This is a genomic window from Corallococcus sp. AB049A, from assembly GCF_003668885.1.
In the GTDB taxonomy this organism is placed as follows: Bacteria; Myxococcota; Myxococcia; order Myxococcales; family Myxococcaceae; genus Corallococcus; species Corallococcus interemptor.
In genome coordinates this window covers 1-19,823 of sequence record NZ_RAWL01000134.1, presented here as the reverse complement: position 1 = coordinate 19,823, position 19,823 = coordinate 1, and the positions used below count along the sequence as shown (strand labels likewise).

Here is a 19,823-nt window from a genome sequence, read left to right as displayed (position 1 = left end):
AGGGACAGCGGCTCTCCGGCGGCACGAGGGCCCAGGCGCCGCAGCGCCCCATGCGCCGCGGACGCGAGCAGCGCGGCGGTGACGGCCACGCCGAACGCCACGCCCGTCTTCAACCCCGCGTAGAGGTTGGTGGCACAGGTGAGCACGCCCAGCCCCGCGCCCAGCGCCACCGCGCGCAGGGTGAGCTGGGGCAGCCGGTCCCCCTGGTACACGTGCGTGAGCCAGTAGGTGTCCACCTCCGCCTGCGTCGTGCCGGGGATGCTCAGCAGCGTCAGCGAGGCGTCGGTGGGCGAGTCCCCGGCGGGGACGGCACGGGAAGCGGGGGCCGACATGGGCCGCCCATCCTCCCCGTTCGTCCCCTTCCGCGCCACCACGGGAGGCGTCACGCCCCGCGCGAACGCAGCAGGTAGAAGACGTAGCCGTAGCTGTCCCCGTGGCGGCGGTACAGGTTGATCTCCTGTTCCGCCGCCGCGATGACCTCGCGCAGCGCCGCGTCCGCCGTGGGGCGCAGCCGTTCAATGCGCTGGAGGAGCGGCGTGTAGTAGTCGTCCCACCACGCGGACGCGGGCAGCGTGAAGGTGTCCAGCACCGTGAAGCCCGCGGCCTCCGCGGTGGCGCGGTTCTGGGCGAGGTTGCCCATGGACGGATATCCGGAGGACCAGAAGCGCACGGCCTCCGGAGGACGGACGTCGGTGAGCCAGGTGCACTCGGTGACGGCCATCAAGCCCCCGGGCGCGAGCAGCGGCCGCCACTGGCGCAGGCCCTGCTCGAAGCCCACGACGTAGATGGCGCCTTCGGACCAGAGCAGGTCCACGGAGGCCGGCGGCAGCGACAGCGCGCTCATGTCCTCCTGGCGCGTGACGATGGCGTCCGCCAGTCCCTGCTCGCGGGCCTCGCGCTCCAGCCGGTCGAGATAGGGCCGGTGCAGGTCCACGGCGGTGACGCGCGTGCCCAGCTTCCGCGCGAGCACCAGCGACTGCCGTCCGGTGCCCGCGCCCAGGTCCAGCACGCGCGGCGAGGGCGGCAGCGGGGACAGGCGCCGCAGGGCCTCGCGGGTGCAGGCGTCGCTGCCGGGCCCCAGGCGGGGCAGCTCGTTGTAGAGGGTGAAGAAGGCGTTGACCGTCTGGCGCAGCTCGCCGGAGCTGCGCTTCACGTTGCCCTGGAGCAGCGGGACGCGCTTCCAGTGCTCCTCGATGCGCTGCTTGAAGAGCTCCGGCATGGGCAGGTCCGCGCGCAGCGTGGTCCACGTATCGAGCGCGACCTCCACGGCGCCCTTCACCACCGGGAGGACGTCCTCGTCGCCCAGGCCCAGCTTGCTCGCCAGCCGCTCGAAGCTCTGGAGCGACACGTCCTCGAAGCGCTTGGACTTCGCCAGGTTCAGCGCGAGCTGGTCCTGCGGCATGTACTGGATGGTGGAGACGAAGTCGTACGCGGGGGACAGCGTGGGGCGCGTGCCGTCCGGGTAGTAGAGCGACCAGTTCTTGTGGTGCGCGTCGCCGTTGCCGCATGCGATGATGAACACCAGCCGCCGCAGGAACTCCTGGAGCGCGTCCAGCCCCGAGACCTTGAGCAGCACGTTGGCGATGGTCTCGTAGTTGTACTTCTTGTACTTCTCATCGGAGTACAGCCCCAGCACCTGCGCCAGGTCCTCCATGTGCACGCGGCGGCCGGGGGACGGCCGGTCGAAGCGGCGGATGGCGTACGCCAGGTCCTCGCGCAGGGTGATGCCCTCCGGGAGTCCGTGCAGGTCCGCGACCGGGAGCAATTGAAGCTCCGGCACGTCGATGCCGGTGGCGCGCGCCCACGTCATCACGGACAGCTCGTTCTCCGGGACGCGGTCGTAGCGGTTGTCCGGGAGCTTGACGATCCAGTCACCGCCCAGGCCGCCCATGGGCAGCGTCATGCCCCGGTCGCGCCGGAGCATGGAGAACTTGAGCTGCACGCCCGCGAGCGAGAAGCGCAGCGGCTCTCCGTCCGACACGGGTTCAGCGGGGACGTCCACGAGCGGGGCGTCGTGGCCGGCGAGCTCGCCCGCGGGGCGGACGATGACGGCGCCGGAGAGGTCCGCGCCCAGGTGGGCGATGAAGAAGAACTCGCGCTGCCGGGCGATGTGCTGACGCTCGGAGATGAGGTCTCGCAGCGGGCCTTCGGGCAGCAGGTTGGAGAAGAACGGCGGCAGCCGCATGCGGCTGGTGTGGCGGCGCGACAGGTCGTCCTCGAAGAACTGTCCCAGCACGGGGCGCGGGTAGCGCTGGCGGTAGTCCTCGGAGAGGCTGAACTCGATGCGCTCGTCCGCGAGCAGCGTGAGCGTGCCGACGTGCACGTCACCAATGAGGACGTCGAGGATGCCGGTGGTGGACACGGGCAGCGTGGGTTCCATGTCAGTCCTCATCGTCGTCGATGATCATCGACTGGAGCGAAGGCCGGTCCGAGTCGTCCCAGCGCGTGCGGGCCTCCATGAACTGGCGCAGCACGGGCTCCAGCACCGCCTGGCGCAGGGAGAGGAAGCCGAACCCGTCCGTGCGCCTCAGTGCGTCCACGGCCTGCGAGGTGAGCCCGTGGCTGTGGAGGATCTCCTCCGCCAGCGGCGGCTGGGCTCCGAGCACCTGGAAGAACGGGCGTCCCGGCACCGGGGGGTGGAAGAGGAAGCCGAAGGTCCCCTCCACCACGCGTCGGACCATGCGGCGGTCCACGATTCCAGGCATGAACCATCGCATGTCCCCAGGGGGGAGGATGGGATGGAAGCCCTCGCCCGGCTGCTCCAGCAACTCGGCGGGGTCCAGCACCGCGCCTGTCAGCAGGTGGCGCGGTTGGAGGGACAGCATCGCGATGCGCAGGACCAGCGGGATGCCCACGGGGGCATTGGGGATGACGGGCATCCCCGTCTCCATCCACCAGCGGATGAGCGGCGGTGGCACCTGCCCCAACAGCGCCTGGATGGAGCGCTCCTCGTCGGAGCGGATGGCGGCGAAGACCTGAAGGGCCTCCGGCGGCTTGAGCTCCCAGCCGCCGAAGACGATGTGGCGCCAGAACCAGCGGGACAACAGCTCGCGCGAACGCGGTGACGGTTCAGGGTGCAGCTGGAAGAACCGGGTCAGCAGGACCAGCGAGTTCTCCGGAGCGGGCAGGAGCTTGAGGTGCGGGATGAACGCATCGCGCTTGAGGAACACGATGGCGTCCCGGAGCGCCCGGTCCGTGCGGCGGACGGTCTCCGTGAGCTCGTCGTCCTGGCTGAGCTGTTCCTGATAGCCCCGGGTGAAGTCCAGCCCGCGCACGGCCAGCACGGCGCGCAGCAGCAGCGGCTCCGGGATGCCGCCGAAGCCCAGCTCCCGCAGTCCTTCCGTCACGGACTCCAGGCTGAGCGAGCGCGAGCCCACGTACAGCGCGTTGAATACCTCTTCATCCGTGAGCGGCCGGCCCGCGGTGTTGAGACGCTTGAAGATGATGCGCAGGACCTTCTCGTCCTCCGTGTCCACGACGTACGCGGGCACCTGGTACTCGCGGATGGCCTTGCCCAGGCGGATGGCGGCGCGCAGGTGCTCCGGGTGCGCCTCGCGGCCCGGGTAGCGGTTGAGCCAGTGGAGCAGCGACTCGCTGTCCAGCACCTCGTTCATGGGCAGCCAGTGCGGCGGAGGTGCACCGGTCGCGGGAGGCGCGTGCAGTTCCTCCGTCTCCAGGTCGAAGTACAGGTGGAAGTCATCGCGTCCGGCTTCGTCGCCATAGGACGGATGCAGCAGCACGCCCGCGAGCGCCGTCACGCGCTGCTGTCCATCCACGGCCCACAGGCCCTGGCTCGTGGAGGGCGCGTCGATGCGCACGGGCCCGAAGCTGACGTTGGCGGCGGGGGCCTCCCGGCGCCAGAACAACAGGGTCCCGATGGGATAGCCCCGGTACACGCTGTCCAGCAGGTCGCGCACGTCCTCGGCGGTCCACCGCAGCGGGCGCTGGAAGTCGGGGATCCGCACCTCGCCGCGCCGCACGCGGTCGAGCAGGTCCTCGATGCTGAACGACTTCGTCTCCGGGCGCCGCGTCAGGGGAGCGGGCATCGCGAGCCTCCTCCCATGGGTCTGTAACCCGAAGCCCGGCAACCCGCCACCTACACGGAGGCGGCCCGTCGCTTCGGCAGCAGCACCACCAACCCCAGCGCCACCAGCCCCGTCACTGCGGACAGCACGCGGCCACCCTGCCCCACCGCGTTGACGTCCAGCTGCAGGTCCAGCAGCGCGTTCGCCAGGTTCCATCCCCAGTGCAGCCCCACGGCGCCCCACAGCGAGCCCGTGCGGGCCACCGCCGCCGCGTACGCCAGGCCCGTGCAGAACAACATCAGCCACTCCAGTGGACCATTGCCCAACCGGTACACGTGCGTGAGCACGAACACGCCCGCGGACAGGACCACGTAGCCCGCGCCCTGCCCCGCCACCGGCCACGCCCGGTACCAGAAGCCCCGCGCGACGATGTCCTCCGCCACCGACGGCACGAACGTGGACACCGCCGCGCCCAGCACCGCCACCAGCAGCGCCGTCCCCATCTGGGGATTCGTCAAAGGCTGCACGCGCATCCAACCCAATGCCACACCGGCCAGCACGGACACCGGCTTGAGCACCAGCATCAACGCCAACGCCCGCGCGAGCGCGGAGCCGCGCCACTCCAACGCATACGCATGGAAGCCATTGCGGTACCCCAGCCACCGCCCCACGCCCCAGGCCACGGCGTGGAAGAGGATCATCAGCACCGCCGTCACCGCGAAGCTCCCCAAGAGCCTCCCGCCAAGGCCCTCCGGCGCTTCGTAGCAGGCGAACAGCACGGCGAACGCGAGCGCGCAGTGCAGCGCGACACGCGGGGGCGACAACTCTGAAGGCGCGGGGCTCATGACGGAATTCCGTCTTAGCGCGGGAAACGTCACGACCGCACAGCCAACCTCCGCGAGTCCCTCCGTAATGCACCGCGAGTCATTGCGACTCCCACGAGGGGGAATCACCCATGCGCATCACCCATCACGCCCGGCTCTTCCGGGCGCTCACGGCCGTGGCCTGCCTTGGCACCGCCTGCCGTCCGGAAGACGCCGCTGAACCCACCACCCCGCCCGCGCCACAATCACCCGCCTTCTCCGGAGTCCGCTCCGCGTGGGTCCACATTGGCCCCAAGGCCGAAGCCCGCGAGGTGAAATACCAGGCCGTCAACGGCCTGGCCCTCTTCGAGGGCGACATCATCCTGGGCACCGTGGAGGACGTGGAGCGCGAGTCCCCCAAGGTCAAGGCCCAGGCCGCCAACCACGTCTCCGCGGAGAGCATCCAGATCTCCGGCAGCAGCAAGCGCTGGCCCAACGGCGTCGTCCCGTACGTCCACGTCTACGGGTCGCTGGATGACAACTACGTCATCAACGACGCCATCCGGCACTGGCAGCGCAAGACGGGCCTTCGCTTCGTGCCCCTCTCCGCCTCCACGCCCACCTCCGTGGACCACGTCTACTTCGTGAAGGGACAGGGTTGCTATTCGCACGTGGGGCGCAAGGGCGGCCGGCAGTTCATCACGCTGGAGGGCGCATGCGGGCTGTCGGGCGTCATCCACGAACTGGGTCACGCCATCGGCTTCTGGCACGAGCAGAGCCGCGAGGACCGCGACACCTACGTGGAAATCCTCTGGGACAACATCGAGGACGGCAAAGAGCACAACTTCGAGCAGCACATCAGCGACAGCGACGACTTCGGGCCGTATGACTTCGCGTCCGTCATGCACTACCACAGCACGGCGTTCGGCAAGCCCGACCCCGTGACCGGTGACCCCATGGAGACCATCCGCTCCCTGGGCGGCGAGACCCTCGCCGGCTATGAGCTGAGCGCGGGCGACGTCGCCTCCGCCGCGTCCATGTACCCGGGCGAGACGAAGGGCAACTTCGAGGAGATCACCTCCACCGGCTACGTGAAGGGCTGGACCTTCGACACCGCGTCGCCGGAGGTCTCCACGGACGTGCACTACTACATCGACGGGCCCTCGGGCTCCGGCGCGTTCGGCGGCTCCGCGCTCGCGAACGTCGCGCGCCCGGACGTCAACACCGCGCATGACGGCATCGCGGGCGACCACGGGTTCTACTTCCCCGTGCCCGCGTACTTCCGCGACGGCCAGAACCACACGATGCACGTCTACGGCATCGACGTGCAGGGCATCCACAACCCGCTGCTCGCGGGCTCGCCGCGCACGTTCAACCTGCCGGGCGCCTTCGGCACGCTGGAGAACATCTCCTATGACGGCACGGTGACGGGCTGGGCGCTGGACCTGGACTCGCCGACGACCTCCATCACGGTCTCCTACTCCATCGACGGCAACCCGGCGTCCGTGACGACCGTGGTGGCGAACCTCAACCGCGCCGACGTGAGGTACACCTATCCCATGACGACCGGCAAGGTCGGCTTCTCCTTCCGCATCCCGGACCTCTACGTGGACGGCCAGGAGCACACGCTGCGCGTCTTCGCGTTGGATCTGCAAGGCCGTCACAGCCCGCTGCTCGTCAACGCCCCCAAGACGTTCCGGCTGACCATGCCCTCCGTCTACAAGGCGGGCGTCTTCGCGGGCCCGGGCAGCGCGGATCAGCTCATCGCCATCGACGGGTCGGGCTATGGCCCGCGCGTGCTGGTCTCCGGCTACGTCAACGCCAATGCCTTCCCCCACTTCCACTACCAGGAGTCCTGGACCGCCTCCCCCCTGCTCAACAGCTGGCACAACCCCAGCGACATCAAGCTGACGGGTGATTTCCGAGGCCTGGGCTACGACCAGATGCTCTTCATCAACACCGACGGCTACGCCGGCCGGGTGATGATCACCGACTACCGCGACGGCGCCGTCCCCGCGGAGGTGCGCTACCTCGAGTCCTGGGGGCAGAGCCCGCTGCTCGACGGCTGGCACGACCCGGAGGACCTGCAGCTCGCGGGTGACTTCCTCAACCGGGGGCATGATCAGGTGCTGTTCTTCAACCGCTCCGGCACGGGCGGCCGCGTGATGATCACCGACTTCAGCGACGGCGCCGCCCCCTCGGAGGCCGGCTACCACGAGGCCTGGGGCGCGCCGAACTCCTTCGAGGACTGCTCCGAGCCGGACGACCGGTTCTACGTGGGCGACTTCCAGAACCGGGGCTACGACCAGGTGCTCTGCCTCAACCGCTCCGGCACGGGCGCGCGGGTGAAGCTCCTCGACTTCAGCGCGGGCGTGGGCCCTGCCCAGGTGCGCTACGTGGAGGCCTCTGGCGCCTTCACGGTGCTGGACGGGCTGATGGACGCGGACGACAACCAGGTGGCGGGAGACTTCCGGGGCCTGGGCTACGACCAGCTCCTGCTGGTGAACAACGTCACCACCGGCACGGCCATGCTCATCGCGGACTTCTTCGACGGCGTCGCGCCCGCCGAGGTCCGCTACAGCGAAGCGCAGGGCGTGAGCTTCTACGCGCCTTCGATGGCCAACCGGATGCTGGTGGGTGACTTCCGTGGCCTGGGCCACGACCAGGTGCTCATCGGCTCCTGGAACGACCCCACCTACTACACCTCCATCCTGGACTTCTCCGACGGCGTCGCCCCGCCGGAGCGGCTCTTCCAGAAGGTGGAGCTGAACTGAACCCGCTGACGCGGTGACACCGGCGGGGCCGCTTCCCTGGACCTCAGGGCAGCGGCTCCGTGCGGTGCTTGCGCGCCGGGTTCTCCAGGCCCACGCGGTACCAGCGGTAGCCGTAGCCCTCCAGCGTGAGCACGTGGCGCCCGTTGTCCGCGGGCTCGGAGTGGTCCTCGCTGAGCACGTTGAAGAGCGTGCACGGCTCCTCGCCGCCGACGTCCAGCTTCACCGTGCAGGGCCGTGATGCCAGGTTGTGCAGTACCACCATGGCGTTGCCCTTCCATTCGTACCGGATGGCCAGCACGCCCTTGTTGCCCGTGCGCAGCACCTTCCACGCGCCCCAGCCCAGCTCCGGGCACTCCTTGCGCGCGCGGATGATGCGCTCCGTCCAGTTGAGCTGCGAGCCCGGGTCGCGGCGCTGCTGCGCCACGTTCACCTGCCGGAAGCCGAACGGCCCCTCCGCCACCAGGGGCTTCACGGGGGTCTCCGCCAGCGTGAAGCCGCCGTGCGGCTCCGGGCTCCACTGCATGGGCGTGCGCACGGCCTGCCGCTCCACCAGCGCCAGGTTCTCTCCCATGCCCAGCTCGTCGCCGTACCAGAGCACCGGCGTCCCCGGCAGGGAGAACATCAGGCTGTACGCCAGCTCGATGCGGCGGCGGTCCCCGTCCAGCATGGACGCGAGCCGGCGGCGCAAGCCCCGGTCATACAGCTGCATGCCCTTGTCCGGCCCCAGCGCCTGGAACACCTCCAGCCGGTCCTTGTCCGACAGGCGCCCCAGGTCCAGCTCGTCGTGGTTGCGCAGGAAGTTCGCCCACTGCGCCGTGTGCGGCAGCTTGGGAGCCGACTTCAGCGCCTGCACCAGCGGCGTCACGTCCCCACGCGTGAGCGCCAGGTAGAAGTTCTGGTTCGCCAGGAAGTTGAAGACCAGCTGCATGCGGTCGTTGTCGCCGAAGAACTCCATCACCTCGTCCATGGTGACGTTCGCTTCGGCGAGCAGGATGGCGTCACCCTTGCGCCACGACAGGAACTCGCGCATCTCCTCCAGGAGCTTGTAGGGGTTCTTCACGTCCGGGTTCTTCAAGCCCTTCAGTTCAACGAGGAAGGGCACCGCGTCCACGCGGAAGCCGGACACGCCCAGCTCCAGCCAGAACCCCATGACCTTGAGGATCTGCTCGCGCACCTCCGGGTTCGCGACGTTGAGGTCGGGCTGGTAGTGGAAGAAGCGGTGGAAGTACCAGAGGCGCGCCTCCTTGTCGTACGTCCACGTGGAGGGCTGCACGCCCGGGAAGACCATCCCCTTGTTGGCGTCCTTTGGACGCTTCTTCGACCAGACGTAGTAGTCGCGGTACGGGCTGTCCGGGTCCTTGCGCGCGGCCTGGAACCACGGGTGCTGATCCGACGTGTGGTTCACCACCAGGTCGATGATGACGCGGATGCCGTGCAGCTTCGCCTCGTGGGTGAAGGCCACGAAGTCGCCCAGGTCCCCCAGCCGTGGATCCACGCCGTAGTAGTCGCTGATGTCGTAGCCGTTGTCGCGGTTGGGCGTGGGCTGGAAGGGCAAGAGCCACAGGCAGGTGATGCCCAGGCCCGCCAGGTAGTCCAGCTTGCGCTTGAGGCCCTTGAAGTCCCCCACGCCGTCGCCGTTGCCGTCCATGAACGTCTCGACGTCGAGACAGTAGACGACCGCGTTCTTGTACCAGAGGTCTTCAATCATCCTTTCCGTTTAGCCCTCCCCTCGCGGCAGTGGCCGTTCGGATGGGACCGCCGTGCGGAACCCCACACCTGGGGGCAGCCGGACTTCGTTCAGCCAACACTCGCGTGAAGACGGGCCTCGCAGTGGGAGCGCTGCCGCTCCAGGGTGGCGCACGCATGCCCCTCATCGGATTCCACGCGTCGCACGAACAGTTCCCCCCCAGCGAGCTCCTGCGCCTCTGTCAGAAGGCGGAGCGCGCGGGCTTCCAGGCCGCTCTCAACTCGGATCACTTCCACCCGTGGACGGACGCGCAGGGACAGAGCGGCTTCGCCTGGGCGTTCATGGGCGCGGCGCTCGCGAGCACCGGGCTGTCCTTCGGCTCCGTCACCGCGCCGGGCCAGCGCTACCACCCGGCCATCGTCGCGCAGGCGCTGGCCACGCTGAACGAGATGTATCCCGGCCGGGCGTGGATGGCGCTCGGCAGCGGCCAGTACCTCAATGAGGCCATCACCGGCACGGGCTGGCCCGCCAAGGACCTGCGCAACGCGCGCCTCAAGGAGTGCGTGGACATCCTGCGCGCCCTCTTCCGGGGCGAGACGGTGACACACCGGGGGCTCGTCACCGTGGAGGAGGCGAAGCTCTACACGCGCCCCAAGGACATGCCGCTGCTCATCGGCGCCGCCGTCTCGCCGAAGACGGCGGAGTGGGTGGGGAGCTGGGCGGACGGGCTCATCACCACGGCACGGCCCCCGGAGGAGCTGCGTCCGGTGGTGGAGGCCTTCCGGAAGGGCGGCGGCGAAGGCAAGCCCATGTTCCTCAAGGTGCAGCTGTCCTACGCGTCCGACGACGAACTGGCGCGCGAGGGCGCGTACAACCAGTGGGCGTCCAACATCTTCGCCAACAGCGTCCTCACCGACCTGCGCGCGCCCGCGCAGTTCCAGGAGGCCGCGAGCGTGGTGCAGCCGCACGACCTGGACGGCCCGCTGCGCGTCTCCAGCAGCCTCCAGCAGCACGTGGACTGGCTGGGAGAGGACCTGCGCCTGGGCTTCGAGCGGCTGTACCTGCACAACGTCAACCGCGACCAGGACGGGTTCATCGAGGCGTTTGGCGCGAAGGTGCTTCCCGCGCTCGCGCGCTGAAGGCCGCTGGGTATGCTCGGGCGCATGCCCAGCGACGTCCTGTCCCGTCAGGCCCTCAACCGCGCCACGCTCGCGCGCCAGCTGCTGCTCACGCGCGAGAAGATGACGGTGCCGAAAGCCATCGAGCACCTGGTGGGGCTCCAGGCCCAGCTCGCGCGTCCGCCGTACCTGGCCCTGTGGTCGCGACTCCAGGGCTTCCAGCGCGACGCGCTGACGAAGCTGGCGCTCAAGCGCGAGCTGGCGCGCGGCACGATGATGCGCGGCACGCTGCACCTGATGACCACGAAGGACTACCTGCGCTTCCGTCGCCTCTTCCAGCCGCTGCTCGACGCGGCCATGCGCTCCGTGCTGAAGGAGCGCGCCACGGCGTTGGATCTGCCCGCGCTGCTGGCCACCGCGAGGCCCTTCCTGCAGGAGAAGCCCCGCACCTTCGAGGAGGTGCGTGAGCACCTGCTGAAGCACCACGTGGGCGGCGACGAGCGGGCCATGGGCTTCGCCGCGCGAGTGGGATTGCCGCTCGTCCAGGTGCCCGAGGAGGGAATGGAGTGGGGCTGGCCCGGCAGCTCCGGCTTCACGCTGGCGGAGTCGTGGTTGGGGGAGAAGCTGTCCACGGACGACGACGTGTCGCCGCTGGTGCTGCGCTACCTGGCCGCCTTCGGTCCCGCCACGGTGGCGGACATGCAGTCCTGGTCCGGCATCAAGCCGCTGAAGGATGCCTTCGAGAAGGTGCGAGGCAAGCTGGTGGAGTTCCGGGACGAGAAGAAGCGCGTCCTCTTCGATTTGCCCAAGGCCCCGCGCCCGGCCGAGGACACGCCCGCGCCGGTGCGCTTCCTGCCGGACTTCGACAACCTCATCCTCTCCCACGCGGACCGCACCCGCGTCGTGCCGGAGGAGCACCGCGAGAAGCTGTCCACGAAGAACCTGCGCGTGCTCAACGTGTTCCTGGTGGACGGGCACGTCGCGGGTTCATGGAGCGCGGAGCGCAAGAAGGGCGCCGTGACGATGATGTGCAAGCCCTTCGAGCCGGTGAAGAAGGCGGACAAGGATGCGCTGGTGCAGGAGGGAGAGGAACTGCTGCGCTTCAGCGACCCGGACGCCGCGAAGGTGGCGGTGACGTTCGTCAAATAAGAGGCTGCCCGATGAAGAAGGTCATCTTCGCTTGTGTGCACAACGCTGGCCGCTCCCAGATGGCGGCAGCGTTCTTCAACGCCATGGCGGACCCGACGCGAGCGCATGCCGTTTCCGCGGGGACGCAGCCGGGAGCCCGAGTGCATCCCGAAGTCCAGGCGGTCATGGCCGAGGTGGGCATCGACCTGTCGGAGGCCAGGCCCCGGCTCCTCACGGTTGAGCTCGCCCGGGACGCCCAGTGGCTCATCACCATGGGATGCGGTGATGCGTGCCCCTTCGTGCCGGGCTTGAAGCGGGACGACTGGCCCCTGGAAGATCCCAAGGGGAAGTCCCTGGAGCGCGTGCGTGAGATCCGGGATGACGTGCGCGCTCGTGTATTGGACCTGCTGTCCCGGGAGGAGTGGCGTTGATGACTTCCACGATACGTGCCGCCCGCCCTACTGTGTTGAGAAGCGGCGCATAGGCATGCGACTCCGTGCCTGCGCCGCGCTCCTCCTCTTCCTCACGGCATGCGCTACGACTCCTCCAAGCGTGCCGACGCCAAGGATCGCCAACCTCCGGCGAGCGGCGGCGCTGCCATGGACGGATGGTGGGCGGTGCGTTGTTCGCGAAGCTTCCCAGTCTTGGCCGGTGCTGGTGGAGCGGTGCTACCAGGACCTCGACCACGACCGGCTCGAGTTCCACGACACCACGGGGCGATGCGCGGTTGCCTCCGCTGGCGCCGCTGCCGTAGGGCTCGGGTTCTGCGTGCTGGCGGCTCCAGAGATTGTCCTGGGAGCCGTGATTGTCCTTGGCGTGGTGGTGATCGCCGTCGCCATCAAGGAAGAACTGGACGCGTATGAACTGCGCCACCACTACCCCGAGGAGGCTGCGGCCTCACGAGGAACAAAGGGGCCAACCACCGAGGCCGTAGCGAAGCGGAAGCCCAAGCTGGAACCGGAGCCAGCAGGACAGGACTGGCAGCCTCCGATACCACCCGTGCCCGTGGACCGGACACGCCGCCCTTCATGCGAACCGGTTCCAGTGCCGCATGCGGGCGAGGACGACCCGCATAATGAATGCGCCGACAAGTTCCCGCCCAACCGCTATCCCGGAATGGACGTGATCGTGGACGGAGTGAGCTTCGACGCACTGCAAGTGGGCGTGAGAGTGCTTTGGGAGATCAAGACCCACCAATTTGACTCGTACAACGCCTTTGTCCGGAAACAAGAATTGGAAAAGGAATTCAAGCAATTGAGCAAGGAGCGAAAAGCCGCGGCGGCATGTGGCTATGCATTCGTCGTTGGCGTGAGTTCCGAACAGCACAGAGAGGCATTGCTACTGCTGGATAGAAACCTCAAGGTTGTCGTCACGGGGTGTAAAAGATGAGTACGCAAAAAAGCCTCGGCATCATCGTCTATGCACCCGCACTTGTGGGCAAAGACCGCCGCACAGTCGACAGCGTACGTGGAATGGAAGAGGCGCTCCCTGGCCTACGCCTGGAGTGGCGGCTCTCCACCAGCGGGCGCCCCATTGCATTGCCACGCCGTGACACATGGCTCATTGAAAGTATCGAGGACGGCGGCTTCCCCATTGTGTGCAACGGGGATGAGCGTTTCCCCGTGACAGTAACGGGCAGGGAAAGAGCAGGACTCTTCAGCCCAGCCGGTCAGGACCAATTTGAAGTCCATGCGGAGTTGCCTCTAGACGCAGCCGTTATCGAGGCAGCGCCGGCGATGCTGGAGCACGTCGCAGAGCGCGCACATGCATTCTGGGGGCAAGCAACGCCGGACAGGGCCGCAGTAGACATCGCGTATCAGACAGCGCCTACGCTACAAGGGCCGCCATCCCCACGCCGGGGTCTGCCCGCCCTGAAACTCTTCGAGAACATCCGCGCGCCGGAGATTCCCTATTACCTCGGCTGGCTGAACTACTGGTCGGCTGATGCCGCGAAGGCCATCGGGTTCCCGGACCCGGGCCGCGACGCCGAGCTGCTTTCACGGGCTCGGCGCACGGCATCAGGCGGATGGGTCGTGCGGCTCACGGATGCGCCGCTCGACCTGGACGACCCTGACCACCTGGAAGCGCTCAAACGGACCTATGAGCGCTTCCCGGAGATTGGCGGACGCACCGCGCCTCATGCGAAGAGCTGAAGCAGGTCCTCGCGGGTGATGGCGGCAGCGCCTCCGGCTTCGCTGAGCGCGGCTTCGAACAGGGCCCGCTTCTTCTCCTGGAGGCCCAAAATCTTCTCCTCCACCGTGCCCTGGGACACCAGCCGGTAGACCATCACCGGCCGCTCCTGTCCGATGCGGTGCGCGCGGTCCGCGGCCTGCGCTTCCACCGCCGGGTTCCACCACGGGTCCATCAGGAACACGTGGTCCGCCGCCGTCAGGTTCAGGCCCGTGCCTCCGGCCTTCAGCGACATCAGCAACACCGGCGCGCCGTCCTGGCCCTGGAAACGCGACGTCACCTCGCCCCGGTTCGCCGTCGCTCCGTCCAGCCGCTCGAAGCCGATGCCCGCTCCCTTGAGCCCCGGCTCGATGAGGTCCAACAGCGACGTCCACTGCGAGAAGACCAGCGCCTTGTGGCCCTCCGACACCGCCGTCTCCAGCGCGTCCACCAGCGTCTGCACCTTGGAGGACGTCTTCGCCACCTGCCCCGGCACCAGCGCGGAGTGACACGCCGCCTGCCGCAGCCGGAGCAATGCCTCCAGCGCCTTCAGCACGCTGCCGCCCTCGTTGAGCAGCGCCACCACCTCCGCGCGCGTCGCGGCCATCACCGCGTCGTAGACGGAGCGCTCGCGCTCATCCAGCTGCACGTGCATCACGGAGTCCGTGCGCGGCGGCAGCTCCGGCGCCACGTCCCGCTTGAGGCGCCGCAGGATGAACGGGCGGATGCGGCGGCGCAGCCCCTCCGCCGCTCCCGGCTTGCCGTCCGCGATGGGCTGCGCCGTCTTCTCCTCGAACTGACGGCGGCCGCCCAGCAGGCCCGGGTTGGTGAAGTGCATCAGGCTCCAGAGCTCGTCCAGGCGGTTCTCCAGCGGCGTGCCGCTGAGCGCGAGCCGCAGGTTCGCCTTGAGCCCGAAGGCCGCGCGCGACACCTGGCTCTCCGGGTTCTTGATGGCCTGCGCCTCGTCCAGCACCACCGCCTCCCACGTGGGCGCGCCCAGCACCGCCGCGTCCAGGCGCAGCAGCGCATACGTGGTGAGCGTGATGTCCGCCGAGGGGTCCAGCTTGCGTCCGGGGCCGTGGTACACGCAGACCTTCAACGACGGCCGGAAGCGCTGCAGCTCCGCCACCCAGTTGGGCAGCACGCTCGTGGGGCACACCACCAGCGACTTCGGCCCCAGGATGCAGATGGTCTGGAGCGTCTTTCCCAGACCCATGTCGTCCGCGAGGATGCCGCCCAGCCCCGCGCCCTTGAGGAACGACAGCCAGCTCACGCCCTGCTGCTGATACGCGCGCAGCGTGGCGTTGAGCTCCGCGGGCAGCACCGGCGGCGGCAGCTTCTCGAAGCCCTCCACCAGCGGGGCCAGCCTGTCCAACCCCGGAGGCGGCGGCTGATCCAACGACTCGCACAGCTGGGTCAGCTCCGGCAGCGCGTGGTTCGCCACGCGTCCGTCCGCCTGGCGCGCGGCCAGCAGGTCCGCGACGCGCTGCCCGTTCTTGTCCAGCCACGCGCGCGGCAGCGGCGCCCAGCCACCGCCCTCCAGCGGCACCAGCCCCAGCCCCTCCGTCCACGCCCGCACCACCGCGGCCGCGTCCACCGTGCGCGCGCCGCCCTTGCCGCCCTCCACCTCGAACTCCAGCGTGAAGCGCACCTCCGGCACGCCCGCGCCGGACGCGCCGCCCTCCACGCGCAGGGACGGCTTGAGCCGCATGTCCGGGCTGACGATGCCCGCCGCGTCGCCGCCCAGGTCGCCCCGGAACTTCCGCAGCTTGTCCGCGAAGCGCATCATCTCCGGGCCCTGCACCGTGAGCCGGCGGCCGGGCACCAGGTTCAGCTCGTCACGCAGCTGGTGCAGCAGCTTCTGCTCCGCGGCCTCGTCGCGCAGCGGCACCGCGCCGCGCAGGTACACCATGCGCCCGTTGTCGATGCGCACCGCCGGCGGCGCGCCGTACACCAGCGTGGGCAGCACCGACAGGCCCTGGGTGAGCTGGTTCAGCTCCAGCAGGATGCGCGGCTTCAGGTCGCGGTCCAGCGGCGGCAGGCGGCGGCTCTTCATGTCCACCGGCATGCGCCGCGCCAGCTCCGGCAATATCTTCGCGGACAGCTCGCCCAGCTGCTCCGGCGAATACGTGCGCACCAGCGGCAGGTGCTGGAGCCACGCGCCCGTCATCGCCGTCTCGCCCAGGCGCACCAGGGACTCCGCCGTCAGCGCGACGCCGGGGCTCACCACCTCCGTGATGCGCGGGTCGCGGGTAATCGTGATGACCCACTGCTGGCCCTTGTCCTCCACCCTCGCGCGAGGGGGCAGCACCTCGCCGGACACCGCCACCGGGCGTCCGTCCAGCAGCACGTTGCGCGCGGGCTCCAGGGCGCGCAGCAGCGCGTCCAGCTTCTCCGCCAGGAGCGGCCCCCGGGTGCGCCGCTCCAGCAGGCGCTCCATCACCAGGTCCACCTGCTCCACCTGCAGCGTGATGCCGGCCTGCGGCTTCGCCAGGCGCCCGGTGAGGTCCTCCAGCGGCTCCTCCGTGCCGTCCGCGTGCGCGAGGACGCGGTGCAACTGCAGCCCGCCCTCCACGCGCGTGAAGCGGTACACCACGCGCGACCATCGCTCCGACACCGCCTCCAGCGGCGCGTCCTGCTTCTCCGCCTTGTCCAGGGAGATGGCCGCCGCGACGACGTGCTCGCACGGGTCCACCGGGCTGGGGCAGTCACACTCCCACGCCTCGTCGCCCGGGTAGAGGACGACGGTGAAGGCCACGGCCCGGCCCGCCACCTTCACGCGCAGCTCGACCTCCGAGGCCGAGCGCGACTGGAGCGCCACCGCCCCGTCACGCGCGAGGCTGACGCCCTTGGACCAGAGGCCCGGCTTGGCTTCTTTCCGGACGGCTTCGAGGAGCTGGGTGTTCTCGGACATGGCAGGCGGCTTCCCTACGCCCCGCCACGCCCTTGCGCAACGTCGGATGCGTCCCGGCTGATGGCCAGGCTACTCGTCGTCGTACGACGGCTCGAAGAGGTAGGTGAGCTTCACCAGGAACTCCCGGCTGAACACGGGCAGGGGCGCGTGGCCGCCGTTGTAGGGCTGGGCCACCCGGAAGTCGCTGCCCAGGATGTTGTAGACGCCCGCGCCAATCTCCAGGCCCTTCGTCCCCACGTTCTCCGCGCGTACGAAGAGGTTGAGCAGGAGCCGAGGCTGAAGCGTCTGGACCTCCGACACACCCTCCTCGTCCGGTGCCCCCACGGCGAAGCGCTGGCCCACCAGCACGGCGGTGGGGCTGACGGACAGCCACGGCAGCACCTTCGCCGTGCCCGTCAGCGTGACCTTGTGCGTGGGCAGGCCGGTGAAGGCCTGGGGCTGCCCGGGCACCAGGTAGTCCTCCACGTCGTTGCGGCCGCCCGGCCGGTAGAACGAATAGCCCGCCTGCGCGCGGCCCCACGTCCCGCGCACGCGGTAGTCCAGCTCGATGCCCCGGCTGCCCAGGCGGCCCAGGTTGCGGTACGCCTCCGACGCCGTCACCGGGTCGTACGAATAGATGATGGGGTCCGTCACGCCCACGTCGAACGCGTTGGCGCTCAACGTCTGGCCCTCGCCCAGGCGCAGGCTGGCCTCCAGCTCGTACACCGTGGTGCGCTCCGGCCGGACGTCGTCTCCCAGGGAGATGTTCTCGATGCCCGGCGCGCGGAAGGCGCGGCTGTAGAGGGCCTTGCCGCTCACCGGCCCGAAGGACTTGAGCAACACCAGGCGCGGCACGAACGAGCTGCCAAAGGCGCTGTGGTCCTCGAAGCGCGCGCCCGCCACCACCGTGGCGATGGGGTTGTCCGAGTACACCTCCATGAAGGCCGCGACGTTGCGGTAGGAGACGACGTCCTCGTCGCCGTTGAAGGGCTCCTGCAGGCCGATGCCCGCGGGCCCCCGCAGCTGGCCCTGGTCGAACGCCAGGTCCACGCCGCCCGTGAGCTGGAGGAAGTCGAACGCCGCCCAGCGCGCCAGGGCCCGGCCCCGGATGCGCCGGTAGCGCTTGTCGTAGAAGAACTCCGAGTCCTCGTCCGAGTCCCGGTACGACTCGCCCAGCGTGAGGTTCAGCCGGGGGATGATCTCAATCCGGTCCGTGGGCCGGAAGCGGTCGCTGAGCTCGGCGTGGAACGACTCGAAGTCGGTGCTCGCGGGCGCGGGCAGCACCTCGTCCACGGAGACCACCGACGTGGTGTCCTGGCGCTGGTACAGGATGGAGAGCTGGAGGTCGCGGTAGCCCACGCCGGCCTGCACCACCGTGGGGTCCATCACCGACGCGCCGTTCATGCTCGCGGAGCCGCCGTAGAAGTCGTCGAACACGGCGTCGCTGCGCTGCCCCTGCCCCAGCGACGCGGAAGCGAAGGCGCTCAGGCCCGGCACGCTTTCAAAGACCTTGCGGCCCGACAGCGTGAGGCTGCGCCGGCCCAGGCCGTCCGTCAGCTGCCCGTACGTGCCCACCGCCAGCGCGTCCGTGCTGCCCTGGATGCCCCGGGTGATGACGTTGATGACGGCCAGCTCCGCGTTGCCGCCGTAGATGACGGAGCCGGGGCCGCGCACCACCTCGATGCGCTCAATCAGCTCCACCGGGAACTCGTGCCCCAGCTGCATCGTGGAGTAGAGCTGTTCGTTGATCTCCTTGCCGTCGATGATGAGCAGCACCTTGCCTTCCTGGCCCCACAGGCCCCGGAAGCCCGGCCCCACCGTGCCCTGCACGTCCACGCCGAAGAAGAAGCCGGGCACGTTCAGCAGCACGTCCATCAGGTCGCGCGCACCGGAGGCCTTGATTTCATCCGCGGTGATGGCCGTCACCACCGCCGGAGAGTCGTGCAGCCTGGTGATGGCGAACGACGCCACCTGGCTGTGCACCTCCGGCTCGTCCTCCAGCTGGGCCTCGCGCTGCTCCTGGGCGGAGGGCGTCTCCGGCGGTCCGGGGTCCAGCGTGGGCTCCTGCGCCGTCTGCGCGAAGCCAGTGCCCGCGCCCATCAGCGCAAGCCATACACACACACGACGCCCGTGCCTGGTGAAGCCCATACGCAACAACCTTCTCGAAGATGGAAACGCGGGAGCGCCGTCCCGGGGGGAGACAGCCTCCGCGTGAAAAACACTGTACTGGGTTCAGCGCGGTCCGAAAGTTCTGGGATTGCGCGCACTGCGTCGAATGCGGGCGTCAGCCTTGTTTCACTTCACGCGCACGCTCTTGCTGCGGCCCGGCTCCACCTCCACCGTCATCCGGCGCTTCACCTCGCCGTTGACGCGGACCTCCACGCGCGCGGGCCCGGAGGGCAGGGCCTGCGCGGAGATGGGCGGAAAGCCATACGGCCGGCCGTTGATCCACACCTCGCCGTAGAGCCCTGGCGACGTCACCTCCAGGTCGCCCCGCTGCGCCACGGCGGCCTTCGCCACGGAGGGCTCCGGCGGGGTCGTGGGCTCCTCGGTTCGCGAGGCAGCGGCAGGCACCACGCTGGTCGCCGGGGGCGAGGCTGGGACGGCGGCCACCACGGCCGGCTTCTGCGCGGCCGGCGTCAGCTCCGCGCTGAGGTCGCGGTTGAGCGAGCGCACGGCGTCCGCGTCCACGTCCACCGTCTCCTCGTACAGCCGGCGCTCACCCTGCGCGAGCACCACGCGGTGCGTGCCCGCGGACACCGGCAGCCGCGCCGGCGTCAGGTCCAGGGCCTTGCCATCCACCATCACCACCAGGCCCGGCGGCGTGGACGTCACCAGCAACAGGCCGCCCCTCGCCTCCTCCTGCGGAGCGGCCAGCGCGGCCTGCTGCTCGCGGGCGGCCCGCGCGGCGGCGAGCTTCGCGGCGCGCGTGCGGGGCGGCGTGCGGGAGGGCACAGGCTCACGCGCCGGAGCGGTCTGCGGGCCGCGGCCCTGGTCGCGCGAGCGCAGGTCCATGGCGATGCCCAACAGCCGCGTCAGGTCGCTGTCCTTGTCGTCCGGACGCAGCTTGAGCGCTTCGGTGAACTGCTCGACCGCGCGCGAGTAGTCGCGGTCCTCCAGCGCGGCCAGGCCCGACGCGCGCAGCGCCCGCGCGAGCCCCGCGTTCGCGTCCTCCGACGCAGGGAGCGCGGCCGGAGGCGGAGCGACAGAAGGGGTGGGCGCGGCC

The 19,823-nt window shown here is 69.5% G+C and carries 14 protein-coding genes; 6 read left to right on the top strand and 8 right to left on the bottom strand.

What is annotated here, in order from left to right; all coding sequences use genetic code 11:
- The 4 genes from D7X55_RS16655 to D7X55_RS16640 form a co-directional block, all read right to left on the bottom strand.
- On the bottom strand, positions 1 to 332 hold a 332-nt coding region (locus D7X55_RS16655; RefSeq protein WP_199746987.1), incomplete at its 3' end, for an OPT/YSL family transporter.
- A gap of 50 nt (positions 333 to 382) precedes the next feature.
- The gene (locus D7X55_RS44680; protein WP_233609880.1) at positions 383 to 2,380 is read right to left on the bottom strand and encodes a HipA domain-containing protein; all 1,998 of its coding nucleotides are present in this window, start codon (positions 2,378 to 2,380) and stop codon (positions 383 to 385) included.
- A 1-nt stretch (position 2,381) separates the two neighbouring features.
- Positions 2,382 to 4,046 (bottom strand): DUF262 domain-containing protein, encoded by a 1,665-nt coding sequence (locus D7X55_RS16645; protein WP_120551179.1) that lies wholly within the window; start codon positions 4,044 to 4,046, stop codon positions 2,382 to 2,384.
- 50 nt (positions 4,047 to 4,096) lie between these two features.
- Complete coding sequence (locus D7X55_RS16640; RefSeq protein WP_121723560.1) at positions 4,097 to 4,870, bottom strand: CPBP family intramembrane glutamic endopeptidase; 774 nt, start codon at positions 4,868 to 4,870, stop codon at positions 4,097 to 4,099.
- 110 nt (positions 4,871 to 4,980) lie between these two features.
- Between D7X55_RS16640 and D7X55_RS16635 the strand changes: the two genes are divergently transcribed.
- Positions 4,981 to 7,602 carry a M12 family metallopeptidase gene (locus tag D7X55_RS16635; RefSeq protein WP_121723559.1) on the top strand — a complete coding sequence of 874 codons (2,622 nt, stop codon included), beginning with the start codon at positions 4,981 to 4,983 and terminating at the stop codon, positions 7,600 to 7,602.
- Between the two features lie 43 nt (positions 7,603 to 7,645).
- On the opposite strand, the gene D7X55_RS16630 is transcribed toward D7X55_RS16635, so the two are convergent.
- Positions 7,646 to 9,310 (bottom strand): alpha-amylase family protein, encoded by a 1,665-nt coding sequence (locus D7X55_RS16630; protein ID WP_121723558.1) that lies wholly within the window; start codon positions 9,308 to 9,310, stop codon positions 7,646 to 7,648.
- 155 nt (positions 9,311 to 9,465) lie between these two features.
- On the opposite strand from D7X55_RS16630, the gene D7X55_RS16625 reads away from it, so the two are divergent.
- Genes D7X55_RS16625 through D7X55_RS16605 form a run of 5 tightly spaced genes read left to right on the top strand, consistent with a single transcriptional unit; the run spans position 9,466 to position 13,688 of the window.
- Positions 9,466 to 10,428 (top strand): TIGR03885 family FMN-dependent LLM class oxidoreductase, encoded by a 963-nt coding sequence (locus D7X55_RS16625; RefSeq protein WP_121723562.1) that lies wholly within the window; start codon positions 9,466 to 9,468, stop codon positions 10,426 to 10,428.
- 24 nt (positions 10,429 to 10,452) lie between these two features.
- Positions 10,453 to 11,556 carry a winged helix DNA-binding domain-containing protein gene (locus D7X55_RS16620; protein WP_121723561.1) on the top strand — a complete coding sequence of 368 codons (1,104 nt, stop codon included), beginning with the start codon at positions 10,453 to 10,455 and terminating at the stop codon, positions 11,554 to 11,556.
- 11 nt (positions 11,557 to 11,567) lie between these two features.
- Positions 11,568 to 11,966: a low molecular weight phosphatase family protein gene (locus D7X55_RS16615; RefSeq protein WP_121723557.1), complete on the top strand. Its 399-nt coding sequence runs from the start codon at positions 11,568 to 11,570 to the stop codon at positions 11,964 to 11,966.
- A 55-nt stretch (positions 11,967 to 12,021) separates the two neighbouring features.
- Positions 12,022 to 12,924, top strand: a complete 903-nt coding sequence (locus D7X55_RS16610) for a DUF6310 domain-containing protein (RefSeq protein WP_121723556.1) — start codon at positions 12,022 to 12,024, stop codon at positions 12,922 to 12,924.
- A complete protein-coding gene (locus tag D7X55_RS16605; RefSeq protein ID WP_121723555.1) occupies positions 12,921 to 13,688 on the top strand; it encodes a DUF5953 family protein in 768 nt (255 codons plus the stop codon). Before D7X55_RS16610 ends, D7X55_RS16605 begins: the two co-directional genes overlap by 4 nt.
- Here the strand turns inward: D7X55_RS16605 and D7X55_RS16600 are convergent.
- The 3 genes from D7X55_RS16600 to D7X55_RS16590 form a co-directional block, all read right to left on the bottom strand.
- Entirely contained in the window at positions 13,673 to 16,618 is a 2,946-nt protein-coding gene (locus D7X55_RS16600) for a DEAD/DEAH box helicase (protein WP_121723554.1), read from the bottom strand. The two genes, D7X55_RS16605 and D7X55_RS16600, sit on opposite strands and share 16 nt — an antisense overlap.
- Before the next feature lie 69 nt (positions 16,619 to 16,687).
- Entirely contained in the window at positions 16,688 to 18,697 is a 2,010-nt protein-coding gene (locus D7X55_RS16595) for a TonB-dependent siderophore receptor (RefSeq protein ID WP_233609879.1), read from the bottom strand.
- A gap of 195 nt (positions 18,698 to 18,892) precedes the next feature.
- On the bottom strand, positions 18,893 to 19,823 hold a 931-nt coding region (locus D7X55_RS16590; RefSeq protein ID WP_121723552.1), incomplete at its 5' end, for a PEGA domain-containing protein.

What these genes read in the sequence shown, in the direction of transcription:
- D7X55_RS44680 (WP_233609880.1), bottom strand. Translation starts at nt 2,380, where the DNA reads ATGGAACCCACGCTGCCCGTGTCCACCACCGGCATCCTCGACGTCCTC.
- D7X55_RS16645 (WP_120551179.1), bottom strand. Translation starts at nt 4,046, where the DNA reads ATGCCCGCTCCCCTGACGCGGCGCCCGGAGACGAAGTCGTTCAGCATC.
- D7X55_RS16640 (WP_121723560.1), bottom strand. Translation starts at nt 4,870, where the DNA reads ATGAGCCCCGCGCCTTCAGAGTTGTCGCCCCCGCGTGTCGCGCTGCAC.
- D7X55_RS16635 (WP_121723559.1), top strand. Translation starts at nt 4,981, where the DNA reads ATGCGCATCACCCATCACGCCCGGCTCTTCCGGGCGCTCACGGCCGTG.
- D7X55_RS16630 (WP_121723558.1), bottom strand. Translation starts at nt 9,310, where the DNA reads ATGATTGAAGACCTCTGGTACAAGAACGCGGTCGTCTACTGTCTCGAC.
- D7X55_RS16625 (WP_121723562.1), top strand. Translation starts at nt 9,466, where the DNA reads ATGCCCCTCATCGGATTCCACGCGTCGCACGAACAGTTCCCCCCCAGC.
- D7X55_RS16620 (WP_121723561.1), top strand. Translation starts at nt 10,453, where the DNA reads ATGCCCAGCGACGTCCTGTCCCGTCAGGCCCTCAACCGCGCCACGCTC.
- D7X55_RS16615 (WP_121723557.1), top strand. Translation starts at nt 11,568, where the DNA reads ATGAAGAAGGTCATCTTCGCTTGTGTGCACAACGCTGGCCGCTCCCAG.
- D7X55_RS16610 (WP_121723556.1), top strand. Translation starts at nt 12,022, where the DNA reads ATGCGACTCCGTGCCTGCGCCGCGCTCCTCCTCTTCCTCACGGCATGC.
- D7X55_RS16605 (WP_121723555.1), top strand. Translation starts at nt 12,921, where the DNA reads ATGAGTACGCAAAAAAGCCTCGGCATCATCGTCTATGCACCCGCACTT.
- D7X55_RS16600 (WP_121723554.1), bottom strand. Translation starts at nt 16,618, where the DNA reads ATGTCCGAGAACACCCAGCTCCTCGAAGCCGTCCGGAAAGAAGCCAAG.
- D7X55_RS16595 (WP_233609879.1), bottom strand. Translation starts at nt 18,697, where the DNA reads ATGGGCGCGGGCACTGGCTTCGCGCAGACGGCGCAGGAGCCCACGCTG.